The sequence below is a fragment of the Priestia filamentosa genome (assembly GCF_900177535.1).
Classification (GTDB): Bacteria; Bacillota; Bacilli; order Bacillales; family Bacillaceae_H; genus Bacillus_I; species Bacillus_I filamentosa.
Window position 1 is genome coordinate 162072 of record NZ_FXAJ01000002.1, and the last position, 20624, is coordinate 182695.

At 37.0% G+C, this 20624-nt stretch carries 17 protein-coding genes; 14 read left to right on the forward strand and 3 right to left on the reverse strand.

Going from position 1 to position 20624, the window contains the following annotated elements; genetic code table 11:
• Positions 1 to 149 precede the first annotated feature (149 nt).
• From iolE to B9N79_RS08060, 14 genes are all read left to right on the forward strand, one after another.
• Complete coding sequence (gene iolE, locus B9N79_RS07995; protein ID WP_040057908.1) at positions 150 to 1049, forward strand: myo-inosose-2 dehydratase; 900 nt, start codon at positions 150 to 152, stop codon at positions 1047 to 1049.
• An 11-nt stretch (positions 1050 to 1060) separates the two neighbouring features.
• Positions 1061 to 2467, forward strand: coding sequence for a sugar porter family MFS transporter (locus B9N79_RS08000; RefSeq protein ID WP_040057907.1), 1407 nt, complete (start codon positions 1061 to 1063; stop codon positions 2465 to 2467).
• Between the two features lie 453 nt (positions 2468 to 2920).
• Entirely contained in the window at positions 2921 to 3790 is an 870-nt protein-coding gene (gene fba / locus B9N79_RS08005) for a class II fructose-1,6-bisphosphate aldolase (RefSeq protein ID WP_046217096.1), read from the forward strand.
• Positions 3791 to 3844: 54 nt separating this feature from the next.
• On the forward strand, positions 3845 to 4606 hold the full coding sequence (locus B9N79_RS08010; RefSeq protein ID WP_040057905.1) for a DeoR/GlpR family DNA-binding transcription regulator: 762 nt from the start codon (positions 3845 to 3847) through the stop codon (positions 4604 to 4606).
• Positions 4607 to 5105: 499 nt separating this feature from the next.
• On the forward strand, positions 5106 to 7040 hold the full coding sequence (gene iolD, locus B9N79_RS08015; protein ID WP_046217097.1) for a 3D-(3,5/4)-trihydroxycyclohexane-1,2-dione acylhydrolase (decyclizing): 1935 nt from the start codon (positions 5106 to 5108) through the stop codon (positions 7038 to 7040).
• Positions 7041 to 7079: 39 nt separating this feature from the next.
• A complete protein-coding gene (iolB, locus tag B9N79_RS08020; RefSeq protein WP_046217098.1) occupies positions 7080 to 7898 on the forward strand; it encodes a 5-deoxy-glucuronate isomerase in 819 nt (272 codons plus the stop codon).
• A gap of 12 nt (positions 7899 to 7910) precedes the next feature.
• Positions 7911 to 8918 (forward strand): 5-dehydro-2-deoxygluconokinase, encoded by a 1008-nt coding sequence (gene iolC, locus B9N79_RS08025; protein ID WP_046217099.1) that lies wholly within the window; start codon positions 7911 to 7913, stop codon positions 8916 to 8918.
• A 40-nt stretch (positions 8919 to 8958) separates the two neighbouring features.
• Positions 8959 to 10416 (forward strand): CoA-acylating methylmalonate-semialdehyde dehydrogenase, encoded by a 1458-nt coding sequence (locus tag B9N79_RS08030; RefSeq protein ID WP_040057902.1) that lies wholly within the window; start codon positions 8959 to 8961, stop codon positions 10414 to 10416.
• Between the two features lie 113 nt (positions 10417 to 10529).
• Positions 10530 to 11717, forward strand: coding sequence for an MFS transporter (locus tag B9N79_RS08035; RefSeq protein ID WP_040057901.1), 1188 nt, complete (start codon positions 10530 to 10532; stop codon positions 11715 to 11717).
• A gap of 35 nt (positions 11718 to 11752) precedes the next feature.
• Positions 11753 to 12790 (forward strand): bifunctional inositol 2-dehydrogenase/D-chiro-inositol 1-dehydrogenase, encoded by a 1038-nt coding sequence (iolG, locus tag B9N79_RS08040; protein WP_040057900.1) that lies wholly within the window; start codon positions 11753 to 11755, stop codon positions 12788 to 12790.
• Between the two features lie 607 nt (positions 12791 to 13397).
• Positions 13398 to 14414, forward strand: coding sequence for a LacI family DNA-binding transcriptional regulator (locus B9N79_RS08045; protein ID WP_019395398.1), 1017 nt, complete (start codon positions 13398 to 13400; stop codon positions 14412 to 14414).
• A gap of 106 nt (positions 14415 to 14520) precedes the next feature.
• On the forward strand, positions 14521 to 15072 hold the full coding sequence (locus B9N79_RS08050) for a peptidoglycan-binding domain-containing protein (RefSeq protein ID WP_040057899.1): 552 nt from the start codon (positions 14521 to 14523) through the stop codon (positions 15070 to 15072).
• 395 nt (positions 15073 to 15467) lie between these two features.
• Positions 15468 to 16382, forward strand: a complete 915-nt coding sequence (locus B9N79_RS08055; RefSeq protein ID WP_040057898.1) for an SDR family oxidoreductase — start codon at positions 15468 to 15470, stop codon at positions 16380 to 16382.
• A gap of 232 nt (positions 16383 to 16614) precedes the next feature.
• Complete coding sequence (locus tag B9N79_RS08060) at positions 16615 to 17157, forward strand: histidine phosphatase family protein (protein WP_046217100.1); 543 nt, start codon at positions 16615 to 16617, stop codon at positions 17155 to 17157.
• Between the two features lie 42 nt (positions 17158 to 17199).
• On the opposite strand, the gene B9N79_RS08065 is transcribed toward B9N79_RS08060, so the two are convergent.
• From B9N79_RS08065 to garD, 3 genes are all read right to left on the reverse strand, one after another.
• Positions 17200 to 18390: an MFS transporter gene (locus B9N79_RS08065; RefSeq protein WP_019395403.1), complete on the reverse strand. Its 1191-nt coding sequence runs from the start codon at positions 18388 to 18390 to the stop codon at positions 17200 to 17202.
• 29 nt (positions 18391 to 18419) lie between these two features.
• Positions 18420 to 18848, reverse strand: coding sequence for a MarR family winged helix-turn-helix transcriptional regulator (locus B9N79_RS26030; protein ID WP_019395404.1), 429 nt, complete (start codon positions 18846 to 18848; stop codon positions 18420 to 18422).
• A gap of 148 nt (positions 18849 to 18996) precedes the next feature.
• Positions 18997 to 20532: a galactarate dehydratase gene (gene garD / locus B9N79_RS08075; RefSeq protein ID WP_040057897.1), complete on the reverse strand. Its 1536-nt coding sequence runs from the start codon at positions 20530 to 20532 to the stop codon at positions 18997 to 18999.
• Between the last annotated feature and the right edge of the window lie 92 nt (positions 20533 to 20624).

Consider the following 20624-nt stretch of genomic DNA (forward strand, 5'->3'; position numbering starts at 1 on the left):
GCGCTTTTAATATTAAAATTAAAAACAAGTTAACCAATAGATGACAAAGAGATAACAAAAAGTTAGTATTTATCTTGCTTTGTTAACTCTGAAAGCGTATTCAGTTAGAAAGAGAAATGAAAACATGTTACATGAAAGAGGGAGAAAAGATGAAAACAGAGGATATTTTATGGGGGATTGCTCCGATAGGTTGGAGAAATGATGATATTCCTGAAATTGGCGCAGAAAATACATTGCAACACTTGTTAAGTGATATTGTCGTAGCGGGGTTTCAAGGTACGGAAGTTGGCGGTTTTTTTCCTGAAGCCAAAATTCTAAATAAAGAGCTTGAACTTCGTAATTTAAAAATAGCGGGTCAATGGTTCAGCAGCTTCATTATTCGTGATGGAATCGAGAAGGTAGAACAAGATTTTCATCAATATTGCAAATTCCTTCAAGAGGTGCGAGCAGATGTTGCTGTTGTATCAGAACAAACATATAGTGTTCAAGGTACAGATAAAAATGTTTTTGATGAAAAACCTTATTTTACAGATGAAGAGTGGGATGTTTTATGCTCTGGATTAAACAGATTAGGTGAAATTTCTGGCGAGTATGGGTTAAATCTTGTTTATCACCATCATATGGGAACAGGAGTTCAAACGTTAAGTGAGATTGATCGCTTAATGGAAAATACGAATCCAAATGTCGTGCATCTGCTTTATGATACAGGTCATATTTACGTATCAGATGGAGATTATATGACGCTTTTGCATAAGCATATCAACCGTATTCGACATGTTCACTTTAAAGATGCAAGAAGAGAAATAATGGAGAGATGCAGAAAAGAAGGAAAATCGTTTCAACAGTCGTTTCTAATGGGGATGTTTACAGTACCTGGAGATGGATGCGTTGATTTTACCGAAGTTTATCAAACTCTCCTTGAATACAACTACACAGGATGGATTGTTGTCGAAGCAGAACAAGATCCATCAGTTGCACATCCTTTAGAATATGCTTTAATGGCTAGAAAGTATATTAACGAGAAGCTCAATCCACTCGTAAAAAGATAGGAGAGATTGATATGAATCGAAATTCCTCATTGAGTATGGTCATTATTATTTCAACGTTTGGCGGTCTTCTTTTTGGCTATGATACAGGAGTTATTAACGGTGCATTGCCTTATATGTCAGAAAAAGGCCAACTTGATTTAAATTCTGTTACACAAGGTCTTGTAACAAGTGCCCTACTCTTTGGTGCTGCATTTGGTGCCATTTTTGGTGGAAGGCTTTCAGATCATCATGGTAGGCGTACAAACATTTTATATCTTGCTGTTTTATTCTTTATTTCAACATTAGGATGTACATTTGCTCCAAACGCTACTGTCATGATTATTTCTCGCTTTGTACTAGGACTTGCTGTAGGGGGAGCCTCTGTAACGGTTCCTGCATATTTAGCAGAAGTGTCTCCATCTGAAAGAAGAGGTCGAATCGTAACCCAAAATGAACTTATGATTGTAACTGGTCAGCTTTTAGCGTTTACGTTTAATGCTATTCTTGGTACAACATTTGGACACAATCCAGAAGTTTGGCGCTATATGCTTCCAATTGCTGCGATTCCCGCTGTTATTCTTTTCTTCGGTATGTTAAAAGTTCCTGAAAGTCCCAGATGGCTTGTTTCAAAAGGAAGAAGTCAAGAAGCATTAACGGTTTTAGAAAAAATGCGCGAGAAAAAACGAGCTAAAGAAGAAGTATTAGAAATTGAAACAGCGTTTAAACAAGAAGAGAACATGAAGAAAGCAACATTAAAAGATCTTTCTGTTCCATGGATTCGCCGCCTTATTTTCATCGGGATTGGGATTGGGGTTGTTCAGCAAATCACAGGTGTTAACTCAATTATGTACTATGGAACTGAAATTCTAAAAGATTCAGGGTTTGGAACAGAGGCAGCTCTTGTTGGGAACATTGCCAATGGTGTCATCTCCGTTCTAGCTACATTTGTTGGAATTTGGCTGCTTGGTAAAGTTGGGCGTCGTCCAATGCTTATTACAGGCCTTATTGGTACAACATCAGCACTTCTTTTAATTGGAATTCTTTCCTTAACACTTGAAGGATCACCGGCTCTCCCATACATTGTACTAACGTTAACAGTTACGTTTTTAGCGTTCCAACAAGGAGCTGTTTCACCTGTAACATGGCTCATGCTTTCAGAAATTTTCCCGCTTCGCATGCGTGGAATGGGAATGGGAATTACCGTATTTTGTCTATGGATTGCCAACTTCCTTGTTGGGTTAACTTTCCCAATTTTGCTTGCGGCTATTGGACTTTCTACAACATTCTTCGTTTTTGTTGTATTAGGAATTGCGGCTATTACATTTGTGAAAAAAGCTCTTCCTGAGACAAAAGGGCTTACACTGGAGCAAATTGAGGAAAACTTCAGAAACCATAAACAAGCTCCTGTTATAGCAGATAAAGAAGTTATCTCAAAATAACTAACTGAAGATTCTATCATTTTTAATCTTGGGGAACGGCTAAGAGTGTTGAAAGTTCTAATTTCATTGCGAAATCGATCATCGTAAAGTCTCTCAAAAGAAGTAATGAGGAATATAAGCAAAAAGGTTTTCTGGAAACTTCCGGAAAACTTTTTTGTTTTGTTTAGATTGAGAATCAATCGCTAGTTTCCTGCTCCAAAATGTTCAATTTATTCCTATAAACCTAACCAAAAGAGGATAGTTCTTTGCTGGAAAAGGAAAAAAATATTGACTGATAACGCTTTTATACTTATGATAAGAATAGATGTAACCAAAACATAACCAAGAATTAATAATAAAGTGATAACTTTAAAAGTTGATTCTAATTTTTAAAAGTTTTAATGAAAGTGCTTACAAATCATTTGTTTTTAAATGGGTTTAAATCTGATACTTTAATAGAAGAGGTGCTGTATAATGACAGTAGTGCAAACGAAACTAATTTCAATGAAAGAAATACTAGTAAAAGCAAAAGAAGAAAAATATGCAGTTGGACAATATAACATTAATAGTTTGCAATGGATACAAGCTATTTTACAAGCGGCAGAGGAAGAACAGGCCCCTGTTATCGCGGCTGCATCGGATCGTCTTGTAGATTATCTCGGTGGATTTAAAACAATCTCAGCAATGGTGAAATCCCTTGTTGAAGAGATGGATATTACGGTTCCTGTTGTTTTACATCTTGATCATGGAAGCAGTTTTGAACGTTGCAAAGAAGCTATTGATGCAGGATTTAGCTCTGTTATGTTTGATGGTTCTCATTCTCCAATTGATGAAAATATTGCGGTTACTAAAAAAGTGGTTGAGTATGCTCATGCAAGAGGAGTTTCGGTTGAAGCAGAAGTGGGAACTGTTGGTGGTATGGAAGATGGACTTTTTGGTAATATAGTGTATGCAGACCCTCAAGAATGTTTGCGTCTTGTACAAGAGACAGGAGTAGATGCGTTGGCTGCTGCCCTTGGCTCCGTTCATGGTCAATACAAAGGAGAGCCAAAGCTTGGGTTTGAAGAAATGAAGGTCATTTCAAACTTAACGAACGTTCCCCTCGTATTACACGGTGGTTCTGGAATTCCAAATTATCAAATTCAAAAGGCTATTGACTATGGTCATGCTAAAATTAATGTAAATACAGAATGTCTCATGTCATGGACAAAAGCCGTTCGTAATGCTCTTGAACAAAATACAGAAACGTATAATCCACATGATTTCTTAATACCTGGAAAAGAAGCTGTTATGAATACAGTAAAAGAAAAAATGAGAGAATTTAAAACGAGCGGCAAAGCATAAAAGGGAAAGTGGACGTTTATGAACTCAATATTATAAAAGAATAGGAAGATAGAAATGTTAAAAGCTAAACGAATTCAACAAATTCAAGACTACGTGCTTGAACATCAGTCCGTCTCTTTAGATGAGCTTGTAACCGTATTTGACGTTTCTAAAAATACTATTCGAAGAGATGTACAAATGCTCGTGGATCAAGGGGTAGTAAAAAAAGTATATGGTGGAGTTGCGGTTGATCATGCTCAGCTTGAGTCATTTAACGATCGAAAAACTCGCAACCAGCTCGCAAAGCAAGCAATTGCTAAAGAAGCGGCAAATTATGTAGAGGACGGAGACGTTATTTTCATCGACTCAGGTACAACCACGCTTGAGATGTTAGAGTTTGTGAAAAATAAGAATATAACCGTTATTACAAACAATCTTGATTTCATTGTATATGCTCTTCCTTATGAGAATTTAAAAGTCATTTCAACGGGTGGGGCACTTGAACGGGAAACAAAATCATTTTCAAGTTTTAAGAACATGGACTTATTAAAAACGTATAACGTGAACAAAGCTTTCATGGCTTCAACAGGTGTTTCCATTTCAAACGGGGTTACAAACTCTTCTCCTGTTGAAAGTGAAATTAAACAAGCTGTTGTAAGGAGAAGTGTTGAAGTGTTTTTACTTATTGATCATACAAAGTTTGATAAGTATGCGCTTATTACGTATTGTGAATTAGAAGAGTTAGATTATTTAATTACAGATGCTTCGCCAAATGAAAGCTATGGAAACTACGCACAAAGAAATAACATAAATATTGTAATTGCTCAAAATGATTAGAGAATGACATGAAAAAGGGCATCCATTTCTTATGGATGCTCAATCATAAAGAGGATATTTTAATATTAGAAATTTTTCAAAAAAAGGTTTACAAAAGCGTTTTCATATTATACACTAAGACCATAGAAGAAAGCGTTTTATTATTAAGTTAATGAAATCGATTTCAAAAGATTTCTGCTTTACCTCTGAAGCTTTCAAGTTTTCTATAAGTTTTGAAGTTACTTATACGATAACGTTCATTCAACAAAAAGTGCTGAAAAGTGAAAGAGGGAGAGTGGAACAAAGGGTAAAAGAAAAATTTAATGAAATCGATTTCTTTAAAAGGGAATAATAGTTCATCTATTAGTTTTCTTTTTGAATAAAAAAGAGCTTAATAATAAAGTATTATAGTATTTTAAAAGAAAAGAGATTTATATTTTTTTAAGTTTAAATGAAATCGATTCCATTTAATTTTATATAGAATGGAATCAGCAATCTACAAAGATAAGGTAGGAATGCTATGAAAACAATTCGTTTAACAACAGGTCAAGCATTAGTAAAGTTTTTGAATCAACAATATGTAGAGTTTGATGGTAAAGAAGAGAAATTTGTACAAGGAGTTTTTACAATCTTCGGTCATGGAAATGTGTTAGGTCTAGGACAAGCACTTGAAGAAGATGCTGGCGATCTACGAGTTTATCAAGGAAGAAATGAACAAGGAATGGCTCTTGCTGCAACAGCTTATGCCAAGCAAAATCATCGCAGAAAGATCATTGCTTGTACATCATCAGTAGGGCCAGGAGCGGCGAATATGGTAACAGCAGCTGGAACAGCCTCAGCAAACAATATTCCGCTTTTGCTTCTTCCAGGAGACACATTTGCAACACGTCAACCAGATCCAGTGCTGCAGCAAGTTGAGCATTATCATAACTTAACGGTAACAACAAATGACGCGTTTCGTGCGGTAAGTAAATATTGGGACCGCGTAACTCGTCCAGAACATTTAATGACAGCTATGATTAACGCAATGCGTGTATTAACAGACCCTGCAAATACTGGAGCTGTTACGGTTTGTCTTCCACAAGATGTACAAGGTGAAGCATATGAGTTTCCAGAATATTTCTTTAAGAAACGTGTTCATCGTATTGATCGCCGTGTTCCAACAGAAAGTGATATCAAAGAAGCGGTGGCTCTTATTAAAGAAAAGAAAAAGCCAATCATCGTTTGTGGTGGAGGGGTACGTTACTCAGAAGCCGCTGAAGCCCTTAAAAGCTTCTCAGAGAAATTTAATATCCCTTATGGAGAAACACAAGCTGGAAAAAGTGCTGTTGAAAGCTCTCACTCTCACAACTTAGGGGGAATTGGAATCACAGGAACACTCGCTTCTAACCTAATGGCAAAAGAAGCTGACCTTGTGATTGGTGTGGGAACTCGCTACTCAGATTTCACTACAGGATCTAAACAGCTTTTCCAAAACGAAAATGTTCAGTTCTTATCTATTAATACATCTGAATATCACGCTTACAAACTTGATGCAACAAAAGTTGTTGGTGATGCGAAGTTAGCTCTGCAAAAACTTGAAGAAGAACTTTCAAACATCGACTACAAATCAAGCTATAGTGATGAAATTCAAAAAGCGAAAGAAGCATGGAACAAAGAAGTGGATCGTTTATACAGCATTCGATATGATGAAAATCAATTTATTCCAGAAGCAGGAGATCATCTTCCACACGTATTACCTGAGTTTGCTCGGCAATTTGGCTCAACGATTACACAAACAGAAGTGCTTGAATTTATAAATGAACATGTAGCAGATGATGCAATTGTTGTAGGGGCTGCGGGAAGTCTCCCAAGTGACTTACAAAGAATGTGGAATTCGCGCACACCAAATACGTATCACATGGAGTATGGCTATTCTTGTATGGGTTATGAAGTTTCAGGAGCGCTTGGTGTTAAGCTGGCTGAGCCTGAAAAAGAAGTATATGTAATGACAGGAGACGGAAGTTACCTTATGCTTCATTCTGAACTTGTGACAAGTATTCAAGAACGCAAAAAAATCAATATTGTTCTTATCGATAATGCAGCATTTGGATGCATTAATAACTTACAAATGAACAATGGAATGGGAAGCTTTGGTACAGAGTTCCGCTACCGTAATGAAGAAACAGGCAAGATGGATGGCGATCTTATCAAAATTGATTTTGCAAAAAGTGCTGAAGGATACGGAGTGAAAACGTATCAAGTAACAACGATGGAACAGTTGAAAGAAGCGCTTGAAGATTCTAAAAAACAGGAAGTTTCAACGCTTTTAGATATTAAAGTATTACCAAAAACAATGACAAGAGATTTTGAATCATGGTGGAACATTGGCGTTGCAGAAACGTCTAAAAAGCAATCAATTCAAGATGCTTATGAAAGAAAAGAAAGCGTATTACAAACGGCTAGAAAGTATTAAGCATATCGTTAAAATTCTTAACTAGGAGCGTGACAAAGTATGGCAGATTTAATTGTACCAAGTCAAACACCTGATGAAGAAGGAAAAGTATTAAGTATTACACCAGAATCAGCAGGATGGGAATATATCGGATTTGAAGTATACGCTTTAGAAAAAGGAAAAAAACTTAAAAAAGAAACAGGAAATCAAGAAGTATGTGTTGTGTTACTAACAGGTAAAGCGAACGTGTCTACTAAAAAAGAAACATTCGAAAATATCGGAGAGAGAATGAGTGTTTTTGAAAAAATCCCTCCATACTCCGTGTATATTCCAAATGAGGATGAGTACGAAGTTGAGGCTTTAACAGATTTAGAAATTGCCGTATGTGCAGCGCCTGGTAAAGGTACATATGAAGCTCGCCTAATCGGCCCAGAGGATGTAGGTGTTGAAGATAGAGGAGCTGGCAATATTTCAAGAAAAGTGCAAAACATTCTTCCAGAACAAAAACCAGCTGATAGCCTTCTTGTTGTAGAAGTTTTTACACCTGAAGGAAATTGGTCAAGCTATCCTCCTCACAAGCATGATCAAAATAACTTGCCGCACGAGTCATATTTGGAAGAAACATACTACCACCGCGTGAATCCTGGTCATGGATTTGCCGTACAGCGCGTCTATACAGACGACAAATCGCTTGATGAAACAATGGTTATTAAAGATGGAGATGCTGTATTAGTTCCGAAAGGCTATCATCCTGTATCAGCTCCTCCAGGATATGAAGTATATTATTTAAATGTTATGGCTGGGCCTGTTCGTACATGGAAATTTAACAATAGCAAAGACCATGAGTGGATTATGGAAGATAAGATAGCGCTAAAGTAAAGGGAGGATAACATGAGCTATTTAACATTCAATTCTGAAAAGAAATTTGATTTAGTGGCTATTGGCAGACTTTGTATCGATTTGAATGCAAATGAAATCAATCGTCCAATGGAAGAAACGATGACGTTTACAAAATATGTTGGAGGTTCTCCTGCAAATATCGCGATCGGTTTATCTCGTTTAGGAATGAAAACAGGCTTTATTGGTAAAATTGCCGATGATCAAATGGGTCGCTTTATTACAAGCTACCTAAAAAAGCACGAGATTAATACAGAAAGCGTCATTACAGATAAAACGCGAGCTGTAACAGGGCTTGCTTTTACAGAAATCAAAAGTCCTGAAGAGTGCAGTATCCTGATGTATCGAGACAATGTAGCAGATTTAAAATTAGAACCAACAGAAGTATCTGAAGAGTATATTAAACAATCAAAATCTCTTCTAATCTCTGGAACAGCTCTTGCTAAAAGTCCTTCGCGTGAAGCTGTGTTTATGGCACTTGAATATGCACGAAAAAATAATGTTCCAGTTTTCTTTGATATTGACTATCGTCCATATACATGGACATCTGAAGCTGAAACAGCTGTTTACTACAACTTAGCTGCGGAAAAATCAGATGTAATTATTGGAACACGAGAAGAATTTGACATGATGGAAAAACTGTTAAATCTAGAAGAGTCAAATGATCAAGTAACAGCAGAGCGTTGGTTCTCCCACAATGCCAAAATTGTCGTAATTAAACATGGCGGGGATGGATCTATTGCGTATACAAATGACGGGAAATCTCACCGCGGCGGCATCTTTAAAACAAAAGTGTTGAAAACATTCGGTGCTGGTGACTCATATGCTTCAGCTTTCATTTATGGACTCATGCATGATTACTCTGTTGCAGAAGCGATGCGCTTTGGAGGAGCTTCCGCCTCTATTGTAATTTCTAAGCACAGTAGTTCGGATGCAATGCCAACCGTAGAAGAAATTAAAGGATTTATGGAGACGGCTGAAGAAGTATTGCAAAAAGCATAAAAATTACGAAGTATAAAACAACCAAAAGGAGAGAATATTCATGGCACAAACAACAGTAAAAGAAGTTCAAAACTATATTGGTGGACAATGGGTAGCATCATCTACAACACTTACAGAATCTGTTTACAATCCAGCAACAGGCGAAGTAATCGCTGAAGTACCTCTTTCTACAAAATCAGACGTTGATCAAGCAGTTCAAGTAGCAAACGAAGCTTTCAAAACATGGTCAAAAACAGCGGTTCCAAAACGCGCTCGTATTCTATTTAAATATCAGCAGCTTCTTGTTGATAACTGGGATGAGCTTGCAAAACTTGTTACAATTGAAAACGGAAAAAGCTTTAACGAAGCTCGTGGTGAAGTACAGCGCGGAATCGAATGCGTAGAGTTTGCTGCAGGCGCTCCAACGCTTATGATGGGAAAACAGCTTCCAGATATCGCAACAAATATTGAATCTGGTATGTATCGTTATCCAATCGGAGTTATTGGTGGAATTACACCGTTTAACTTCCCAATGATGGTACCATGCTGGATGTTCCCACTTGCAATTGCTTGCGGAAATACATTCGTGTTAAAACCATCTGAAAGAACGCCGCTTTTAGCAGCTCGTCTTGTAGAGCTATTTGAAGAAGCTGGTCTTCCAAAAGGCGTATTAAATATCGTAAACGGTGCACATGATGTTGTAAATGGACTTCTTGAGCATAAAGATGTAAAAGCTATTTCATTCGTAGGTTCTCAGCCAGTTGCTGAATATGTATACAAAAAAGGAACAGAAAACTTAAAACGCGTTCAAGCACTAGCTGGTGCAAAAAACCATTCTATCGTGTTAAATGACGCAGATCTTGATGGTGCAACAAAACAAATCATTGGTGCTGCTTTTGGTTCTGCTGGCGAGCGTTGTATGGCTGCATCTGTTGTAACGGTTCAAGAAGACGTAGCAGACGAGCTTATTGCTAAACTTGTAGAAGAATCTAATAATATGGTAATCGGAAATGGACTAGATGAAAATGTATTCCTAGGCCCAGTAATCCGTGAAAATCATAAAGAGCGTACGCTTGGCTACATCCAAAACGGCGTTGAAGAAGGTGCAAAACTTGTTCGCGATGGTCGTAATGATGAAGCTGTAGAAGGAAACGGATATTTTGTTGGACCTACAATCTTTGATAACGTAACACAAGAAATGAAAATTTGGCAGGATGAAATTTTTGCTCCTGTACTTTCTATCATCCGTGTTAAAACGCTTGAAGAAGGAATTGAAGTTGCAAACAACTCTCGTTTTGCAAACGGTGCTTGCCTATACACAGACAGTGCATCAAGCGTTCGTACATTCCGCGAAACAATTGAATCAGGCATGTTAGGTATTAATGTAGGAGTTCCAGCTCCAATGGCATTCTTCCCATTCTCTGGATGGAAAGACTCTTTCTATGGTGATCTACATGCAAATGGTACAGATGGCGTTGAGTTCTATACAAGAAAGAAAATGGTTACAGCTCGCTACTAAAATAAAAGCCAGGAAGGGGAAACCTTTCCTGGTTTAATAAAATTAAAATGAAATCGATTACAAATATAGTTTACCTTTATAAAACCTGTGAATAGATAATTGGAAGTGGTTGATTGAAAGCTTTTCATAGTATTAGAGATATCGGCATTTTTTCTGTTGTATCTTTTCTTTTTTGGTTTTCACAGTTTATTTATGTTCCTACATTTTCACCTTATATGAGTTCATTAGGTGGCAACTACGCTTTTATTGGGCTTGTTTTAAGTAGTTATGGTCTGATGCAGCTGTTTTTCAGGCTTCCGCTTGGAATTTTTTCAGATCTTACGCGTGTAAGAAAACCATTTATTATTTTGGGAATGTTAGCAAGTTCAACAAGCTGCCTTTTGTTCACTTTTACAGATAGCTTAACTCTCGTTTTTATTTCACGCTGTTTAGCTGGATTCGGTGCTGCAACGTGGGTGGCATTTACAATTCTCTATGGGAGCTACTTTAAGGGAGAAAAGTCAAATAGAGCGATGAACAGCATTTCCTTTATCGTTGTGCTAGCACAGCTGTTAGGGATGATGTTGAGCGGCTATGTTGTAAGTCATTTAGGCTGGCATGGACCATTTTGGATTGGAAGTGTTTCAAGTTTGATTGGACTTTTGTTGTCTTTCATGCTTTTTGAAGATAAACAGGGCAGTGAAAGAGAACCAATTAAAATGAAAGAACTTCTTTCAGTTATGCGAAATCCTACTTTGTTGAAAATATCATTTTTATCAATTTTGGCACATAGCATCATCTTCTCAACTATGTTTGGTTTCACTCCAAACTATGCGCTGAATATAGGTCTAACAGAAAACGAACTCACCTTTATTGTTTTTTCTTTTATGATTCCACATGCTATTGCGCCGCTTGTTATTGAAAAAGTATTTCTTTCAAGGTTTAGAGAATGGACAGTTTTAAAGCTAGCTTTTCTTATCGCTGGATGCTTTACATGTCTTATTCCGTTCGCTGATACTAAGCTTTTATTGTGTATTATTCAAAGTGTTAACGGTTTTTCATTAGGAATCATTTTTCCACTCATGCTTGGAATGAGTGTTAAGTCTATTCCAGAACAGAAAAAAGCAACAGCAATGGGAGCGTATCAAGCTTTATATGCAATAGGGATCTTTGCCGGTCCATTTTTTGCAGGCTTGTTAAATTTACATCTAGGAATTGAAGCAGGGTTTTACTTTGCAGGAAGTTTAGGGATAGTGGCTACATTAGCCGTTCTTTTATGGAGAAAGAAAATATCTTCGTATGAAGTTTCTAGAGCTAAATAAAGCAAAGGGCGCTTTATCTTAAAGGAGGAAAAAATATGACGTTAAAAATTGGTGTAATTGGTACAGGAGCAATTGGACAAGATCATATTCGCAGAATTACGAATGTTTTATCAGGGGGAGAAATTGTTGCTGTAACAGATGTAAATCAAGAACAAGCAAAACAAATTGTAGAAGTAGAAAAGTTAAATGCTAAAGTATACGATGACGGTCATGCGCTTATTCAGTCAGAAGATGTTGAGGCTCTGATTGTTACATCATGGGGACCAACACATGAAGAGTTCGTGCTTGCTGCGATCAAGGCAGGAAAGCCGGTTTTCTGCGAAAAACCTCTTGCCACAACAGCAGAAGGATGCAAAAAGATTGTAGATGCCGAAATGGCTTACGGAAAACCACTTGTTCAAGTTGGTTTTATGCGTCGCTATGACAAAGGATATAGGGCGTTAAAAAATGTACTTGATTATCAAAAAATTGGAGAACCGCTAATAGTTCACTGCGCACACCGCAATCCAACAGTTCCTGATAATTACATCGGTGACATGGCGATTACAGATACGCTTGTTCATGAAATTGATGTTCTACGCTGGTTATTAAATGATGACTACGCTTCTGTGCAAATTGTAACCCCAAGAACTTCGTCTCTTGCTAAAAACGGATTAAAAGATCCTATTATGGTTCTATTAGAAACGAAAAAAGGGATTCGAATTGATGTTGAAGTATTTGTAAATTGCCAATTTGGTTACGATATTCAGTGCCAAGTTGTTGGAGAAACAGGTACAGCTAATTTACCTGAGCCTTCTAGTGTCATTATGCGAAGCGAAGCGAAGCTTTCAACGGAAATTTTAGTAGACTGGAAAGATCGCTTCATTGAGTCTTATGACATAGAGCTTCAAGATTGGATTAATTCTACGAAAAAAGGCATTGTAAGTGGTCCAACAGCGTGGGATGGTTATGTTGTCGCGGTTGTATCAGATGCTTGTGTTGAAGCAAGAAATTCAGGAGAAATTGTTTCAATCGCAACAGGTGATATTCCTGAATTTTATAAGGGTAATTTAAGCATCGTAGGAGAAGCATAAACATATAATATGTGCTAGATTTGTATCCGTATCTTAAAATAACGAGACTTATATATACTACGTTTTAATAGCGTAAAAATGATATGGTAACTTAAAATGATCCTTGTAAAGATCTTATTAGATATTTCTACTATAAAATGAAAGCTTACACATATCTATTTGCTAATCCCTTTGTCAGCGTATGAAGATCGGCAAAGAGGAGATCTATAAGAACATTCTTTTCTCAAAGGTTCGTGAAATGGAGTTTGACGAAGTCACAACAGTAGCCATATTGAAGAAGACCGAGCAGATGAATCTAGTCGCTATATGCTTGAAAGAGCTTCAGGAGAGCTAGCGTTTAGTTCAAAAAGTTAATCTTTAAAAGCAGCTGGTGTGAAACGTTTTTTAAATAATGTTTCACACCAATTTTTATATCAAAATAGCTTTTCTCTGTTGAAAATAAGAAGAGGGATATAGAGCCAAAAGCCATTAATCCGTCATGCATCTTTGGGGAAAAGAAAGCTTTCCTTGTTTTTTGTCCTTGATGAACGTGCTAAAATAGAATAGTTGAAAGTGAACGTGAACAATATAAAAACTATGTGCTACAAATACAAAGGTGAGTGAACGTATGACGAAAATGAGCGATGTGGCCAAGCTAGCTAAAGTAGCGCCTGCGACTGTTTCCCGCGTTTTAAGACACCCACATTTAGTGAGTGATGAAACAAGAGAGAAAGTTCAAAAGGCAATCCACGAGCTAAACTATAAGCCAAATATGATTGCAAGACAATTTAGAACAAAAGAAACAAAAACAATTCTTGTTGTTGTACCAGATATTACACAGCCCTTTTTCTCTCAAGTTTTAAAAGGGATTCAGCATACAGCTGCAGAGCACGGGTACAGGGTTCTTTTAGGAGATACAGAAAACGATATTGAACAAGAAAGAGAACTTGTGGACCTTATGTTTCAAAGACAAGCTGATGGAATGATTCTATTAACCGCTCGAATGGAAGAAGAGAAAATTGAAGAGCTTTCAAAACAATTTCCTATTGTGCTTGCCTGTGAGTATATTGATGGATTAGATGTATCAACAGTGTCTATTGATAATATTGGGGGGGCACGAAAAGTCACGGAGCATTTAATTCAGTTAGGACATACAAAAATTGCTCATATTGCAGGAGCAATGAACGTTATTTTGAGTCGTGACCGTTTAAAAGGTTATAAACAAGCTATGATAAGTCATGACTTAGAAATTCATTCTTCTTATATTCAAGAAGGAGAATCAAACCTTGAGTCAGGATACCATCAAATGATCCGCCTCCTGTCCCTTGCAGATCCTCCAACAGCTGTGTTTGTATTTAATGATGAAATGGCTATTGGTGCTATTAAAGCGGCAAAAGACAGCGGATTATCTGTTCCTCAAGACATAGCTATCGTAGGTTTTGATAATCTTCAAATGTCCTCCATTATTGAACCTCACATTACAACGATTGATCAGCCAAAATATGAGATTGGTAAAAAAGCAATGGAGCTTCTTGTTCATCAAATGAAAGGCGAGCCTTTAAAGAGGAAAAAATTTGTATTAACAGATGAGCTTATTGTAAGAGAGTCGTGTGGATTTACAGCTAAACGAATGAGCATAAGATAAGGAAGAGAATCCTAATTTTTAAGGATTCTCTTTTTTTAATAGGTTTAAAATTCTTATGATTAGGTAACGTAACATATAAGACGGAAAATAAAGGAGACGTTTAGCAATGAAAAAGAAATGGTTAGCCGTTGTGCCTGCAATAGCTTTATTTTCGGCTCCGTTTGCAGCGAGCGCAGAAGCTCATCCTACAAATATAAAAGCCCCAACAGAAAATACTACAAATACTGTCCTTTATGAAGGCATTCTTTCACATTCAAAAGAGGTTCAAACACTTCAAGTAACATTAACACGTGTAGGATATCCAACAGTTGTAAGCGGGGAGTTTGAAGCAGGAACAAAACAAGCTGTTGAAGTGTTTCAAGCGAGCCACGGTCTAAAGGTTAATGGCATTGTTAATGAAGAAACATGGAACATGCTTGCTCAAGATGAAGCAACGATTGATTACTCTTTTACAAAAGAACAAGCAATATCCTATGCAAAAGCAGAATTTGGAGAGGGATTTGTTTTTAGCTCAGATTGGAAACCAAAAGGGGATCAAAATGGACAAACGTACTATCGAGTTCACGTAGCAAGTCAGGAGTTTATTGATGAAGGTGGCACAGGAACAGTAGGTTTCTACTATGTGTATAATGACGGAAGAGTTATAGAAGAACAATAGGAAAAAGCACTGTAGGATTGTTTTCTACGGTGCTTTTTTCAATGACTTTAATGTAATGGATTTACTAAATAGTAGGATAATATTGCTCATACCTTGGATTACAATAATAGGGAGGTCTAGGTCCTATTTTGGGCATTGACCAAGTATATGGATTTGTATTATATAACAGTTGAACTTTCTCATCTGAATGGTTAACTAACAATAATTTTACTTCGGGATTGTATTCATAATATAGCATACAGAGCCTCCTTAAAGCATTACTTCCCTTTACCATATTCAATTTTCCCAGCGTTGAGCCCGTACTAAGCTTACATATTTTAAAAATAAGAATCTTGCACTATCTGGGCTTCTGTAACATAAAGTAACCAGAAGATTGTTAATTAGGAGGATTGCTTATGTCACATGATGAACAAAAAGGTTATCCAATGCACCCTAATTATGGGAAAATAACACGCTATGAAGAAATTCCAATTACAGTACCAGAACAACGTCAACTTCGACAGCCTGGTGTAGAAAAGCTGATGGTTCCACGTCCAATCATTGAAAACCCACATTATAAAGGAAGCGGAAAATTAAGAAAAAAGGTTGCCTTGATTACAGGGGGGGACAGTGGAATTGGGGCGGCGGTTGCCATCGCTTTTGCTAAAGAAGGAGCTAATGTAGCTCTTTCATATTTAGATGAACATGAGGATGCGAACAGAACAAAGAGCAGAATTGAAGAGCTTGGAAGGCGTTGTTTGTTATTACCAGGAGACTTAAGAGAGAAGCAGCAGTGCGTTAATATCGTGAAAGAAACAATCGAAGAATATGGAAAGCTTGATGTGCTTTGTAACCATGTTGGAATCCAGTTTCAGCAATTAGATTTGCTAGATATTACGGATGAACAATTTGATGATACTTTTAAGGTGAATATCTACTCGCATTTTTATACAACAAGAGCGGCACTTCCATATTTGGATAAGGGTAGTTCGATTATAAATACAGCTTCTGTTGTCGCCTATATAGGAAATAAACAATTGATTGATTATACAGCGACTAAAGCAGCTAATGTTGGATTTACTCGTGCATTGGCTAACAATCTTGTAGATAAAGGAATTAGGGTAAATGCGGTTGCTCCTGGAAGGGTATGGACGCCTCTCATACCTGCAAGTTTTTCGGCAGATCAAGTTTCACTTGTTGAAAATTCAATGCAGCGTCAAGGTCAACCATTTGAGCTTGCCCCAACGTATGTTTATCTTGCTTCAGAGGATTCACGGTTTGTAACTGGTCAAACCTTTCATGTGAATGGAGGAGAATGGACGTCATCTTGATTTCGATGAGTAAAAATTTTATAATGCCTAATTCTTTAATAATGCGCGTAAACATAATAAGGTTTACTTGAAACATATTAATATTAAATGAGGCAGTCTTGATGGCTGCCATTTTTTTAGACATAGATCACTTAATGAATAATAAGAATAAATCTTTCTACTCGCTCATTTTTTCTTAAATTTTTTTCTATTTCGCTTTATAATAAAGAAAAATATGGAAAGTGAGAAAAGTATGAAGATTGGGTTAGTGCGACATTTTAAAGTGAATCATCCGTATCCTACAAAAAGAGTAAAAAGAAGTGAACTACAAAAGTGGTTAAAAGGATATGATGAAGCAGACATAGAAAAAAAGGATATTGACCTTTTAGGAATTGAGTGGACATCTTGTTTTGTAAGTGATTTGCCTCGTGCGCTTACAACAGCAAAATCAATTTATAATGGTGAGCTTTTCGTGCGCTCTGAGCTCCGTGAAGTTCCGATTTCTCCTTTTTTTAAAAGAAGTATTAAGCTTTCGGTGAAAAGTCATGCTGTAATTATGCGTCTTGCTTGGCTTTGTAATCATTCTTCGCAGACTGAGAAAAAAGCAGAAGTGAAAAAACGAGTGACTACAGTTGTAGACGAAATTTTGGCTGGAAAAAGGGAGAATGTATTAGTTGTAAGTCACGGGGCTCTGATGATTTACTTACGAAAAGAACTGTTAAAAAGAGGTTTTAAAGGCGAACAGTTTACACGAGCTCACAATACTAGAGTTTATTTATATGAAAAAGAGGAATAAAGCTATAGTAAAAAGGCGCTAATGAGAATTAGCGCCTTTTTATTATGAAGCTTCTGTATGGAACGTATTTTTGTTAGATTTTTTAAACGTTGTGAGTGCAAAATAAATAAGAACCATTGCAACGACAAGGATTGAAGACCAAGCGTACATAGCACTGTATCCTAATGCACCAACTGCTTGCCCTAAAATAACGGCACCAATGGCAACTCCTAAATCCATAAAGCTTAGAACCATTGCATTTGCTGTTCCTTTTTTATCTGGAGTAACGCGACTAACAGCCCAAGCTTGGAATGTTGGCTGCATAATCCCATATGCAATACCATAAAAAATACCTGAAGCAACAAGCATACTAAAGTGTGATGTATGTGAAAGGAAAAGAAGACCAATAATACCTGTGATGCACGCAGGATAAATTAAAAACTTATGCCCAAATTGATCATAAATTTTACCTGAAAATGGTCTTGTTAAAACAAGCATTGCTCCAACGATAAGAAAGAAGAAAGAAGTTTTTCCTCCAAGACCAGTATCAGCTCCAAGACCGTCTAAATAGTTCACAATACCGGAAAACGTAATATAAAAAATCATGACAAGAAAACAAGGTAGAAGTGCCTCTCGTGCAAAGGCATGATCAAGAAGTGATTTGGTATGTGAAGCTTTTGGCGGCGTATATTTATAACGAAGGGCAATTCCACCGACAAATGTCAACACTGTTAAACTGATAGAAAAAATAAGAAGAACATTAAAACCGTATGCATGAATAAGTGATAAAGCAATCATTGGACCAACAGAGGTTCCAATACTTGTTGAAAGCCCAAAGTACCCAATTCCTTCTCCAATCCGATTTGGCGGGATTAAATTAGTAGCAAATGTTGCTAAAAGGGTTGTAATGATACCAAACCCAACGCCTTGAATAATACGTAAAGCAATTAAAAATGGGACAGATTCATTGTTAAAGCTTAATGCAATAGCTGCAATAAGAAAGACAAGAGTGATAAGCATTGTTTTTTTCATATTTAGTCTTTCAAGAAACATCCCGATAAATGGTCGAGATAAGATAGCAGCAACCATGAAAACGGTTGTCATTAATCCCCCTGTTGTAGCATTGTTACTAAGATCGCCTACAAAAACAGGGAACCCTCCTAAAAGGGATTGAAGACTTAGGAAGAACAAAAATGTAATCGTGATAATCATCACATACTGTCCCGTCCATAGTTTTGTTTTTTCGTGTTCCAAAATATTACCTTCTTTCTTTTTTAAAAAAATTAATTTAGCTTATTCTTCACATTAAACTGAATGTCTTCGAGAACACTCACAAAAGAACGTAACTTTTCTTCTGAAATCCCCTCAAATATTGTTGTGTACAGGTTTTCAACATGTGGAAGAACCTTTTCCGTAAGAACGCGTCCCTCATTTGTAATTTCAATAAGATAAGAGCGACGGTCATCAGGATTTGGTAAACGTTTTAAAAGATCACGTTTCTCAAGTAAGTCTAAAATTTTTGTTAAAGTTGCTTGATCTTTGTCAGCTTTTTCTGCTAATGCTTTTTGTGTTAAATGTTCAACAAAAGAAAGTTGTTTTAAAACGGTCCACTGTTCAGCTGTAATATTGAACGGCTTCAATGAATGTGTCACAGTACTTCGTAGCAATTTACTTGTTGTGCTCGTGCAAAATCCAATATCATCCTTTAGCATCTTCTCATATAACCCCCTGAGCAAAATCACATGTTTCCTATTATACATCTTAATATTGTTTGTGTAAATATAGTTTGTATACAAACTATATTTTAGAAGGAACATTTTTAGGATGTAGAAAAACCGTCCTTTCAAAAGGACGGTTTTTTTAAGTGAGGGGAGCAGGATTGAATAAGCAAAGGTCATTATGAAGCTTCCAGTAGTCTGCCCATGTTTTCTTTTTACCGCTTGCAACATCAATCATATAATGAAAAAGCTCTGTGCCAATATCTTCGATTGTCGCATTTCCGGTTGCAATTTCTCCTGCGTTAATATCAATTAAATCATGCCACTGCTCTTTCAAAGCATTTCGTGTAGACACTTTTATAACAGGAGCCATTGCTAAACCATAAGGAGTACCGCGTCCTGTTGTAAAAACGTGCAAATTCATCCCAGAGGCCAGTTGCAACGTTCCACAAACAAAATCACTTGCAGGTGTTGCGGCATAGTGAAGACCTTTTTTAGTCGCCTTTTCTCCAGGAGCTAATACATCTACGATTGGACTTCTTCCAGATTTAACGATAGAACCAAGTGCCTTTTCCACAACATTTGTTAACCCCCCTTTTTTATTGCCTGGTGAAGGGTTTGCACTTCTATCAGCTTTTCCTCGCTCTAAGTAGCGATCGTACCATTCCATTTCTTTTACTAACTTTCTTTGTACGTCTTCGTTTGCCGCTCGTGGTGTTAACAAATGAACAGCATCACGAACTTCTGTTACTTCAGAAAAGAAGACAGTTGCCCCAGCACGGACGAGAAGATCTGCTGCATATCCAACAGCAGGGTTAGCCGTTACTCCAGAGAAAGCATCACTTCCTCCACATTGTAAGCCAACAACTAGGTTGGATAGAGAGCATAATGTGCGTTCTCGTTTATTTAACCGTTTTAATTTTTCTTCAGCCATTTTCATAATTGTTTCAAGCATACCGTGAAATCCTTGCTCTTCTTGCAGGAGAACAACGTCTCGTTTATCATCGCTTGATAAAAGCTGACTTGTTGTTAGCTTTTCACATCCAAGTCCAACAACCATCACTTCTCCCCCAAAGTTTGGATGCTTCATTAAATTTTGGACAGTACGAATAGGAATGGCAGCATCATCTGCATCAATAGCAACTCCACAGCCATAGTTATGGTTTAAAGCTACAACGTCGTCAACATTTGGATAATGGGGGAGAAGTTCTTTCTTTACACGTTCTACGGCATAATCCAGAACACCGACAACACATTGGACACTTGTGGTAATTCCGAGGATATTTTTTGTTCCCACACTACCGTCGTTGTTTTCATAGCCAAGGAATGTATATCCGTTTATAGGCTCCATTTCTTCTGTTTTAGTGCTGTCTTGAATAAGTTCTGATAATGTTGGAGGAACAGGGAGCGAGACATCACTTTCTTTAATACGGCTTCCTTTTTGTAACACTTCACGAGCATATCCAATAATTTCTCCATATCGTATAATGGGTTCTCCAATGGACAAAGAAGTAAGTGAAACTTTATGACCTTGTGGAACATCATCGATGAGTTTTAAACCACAGGGAAACATCGTGTCTTTTGAAAGACCACCTTCATTTACAACAATGGCCACGTTATCACTTTCATGTACTTTAATATAAAGAGGGGTACTTTTTTGTTTTTTACTTATTGACATCTTTTCATCTCCTTTTTATAAAAGCTATTATTTTAATATGCAATAAACGTGCCAAACAAAATAAAGGCACTTTCGTGGAGAATTATAAGAAA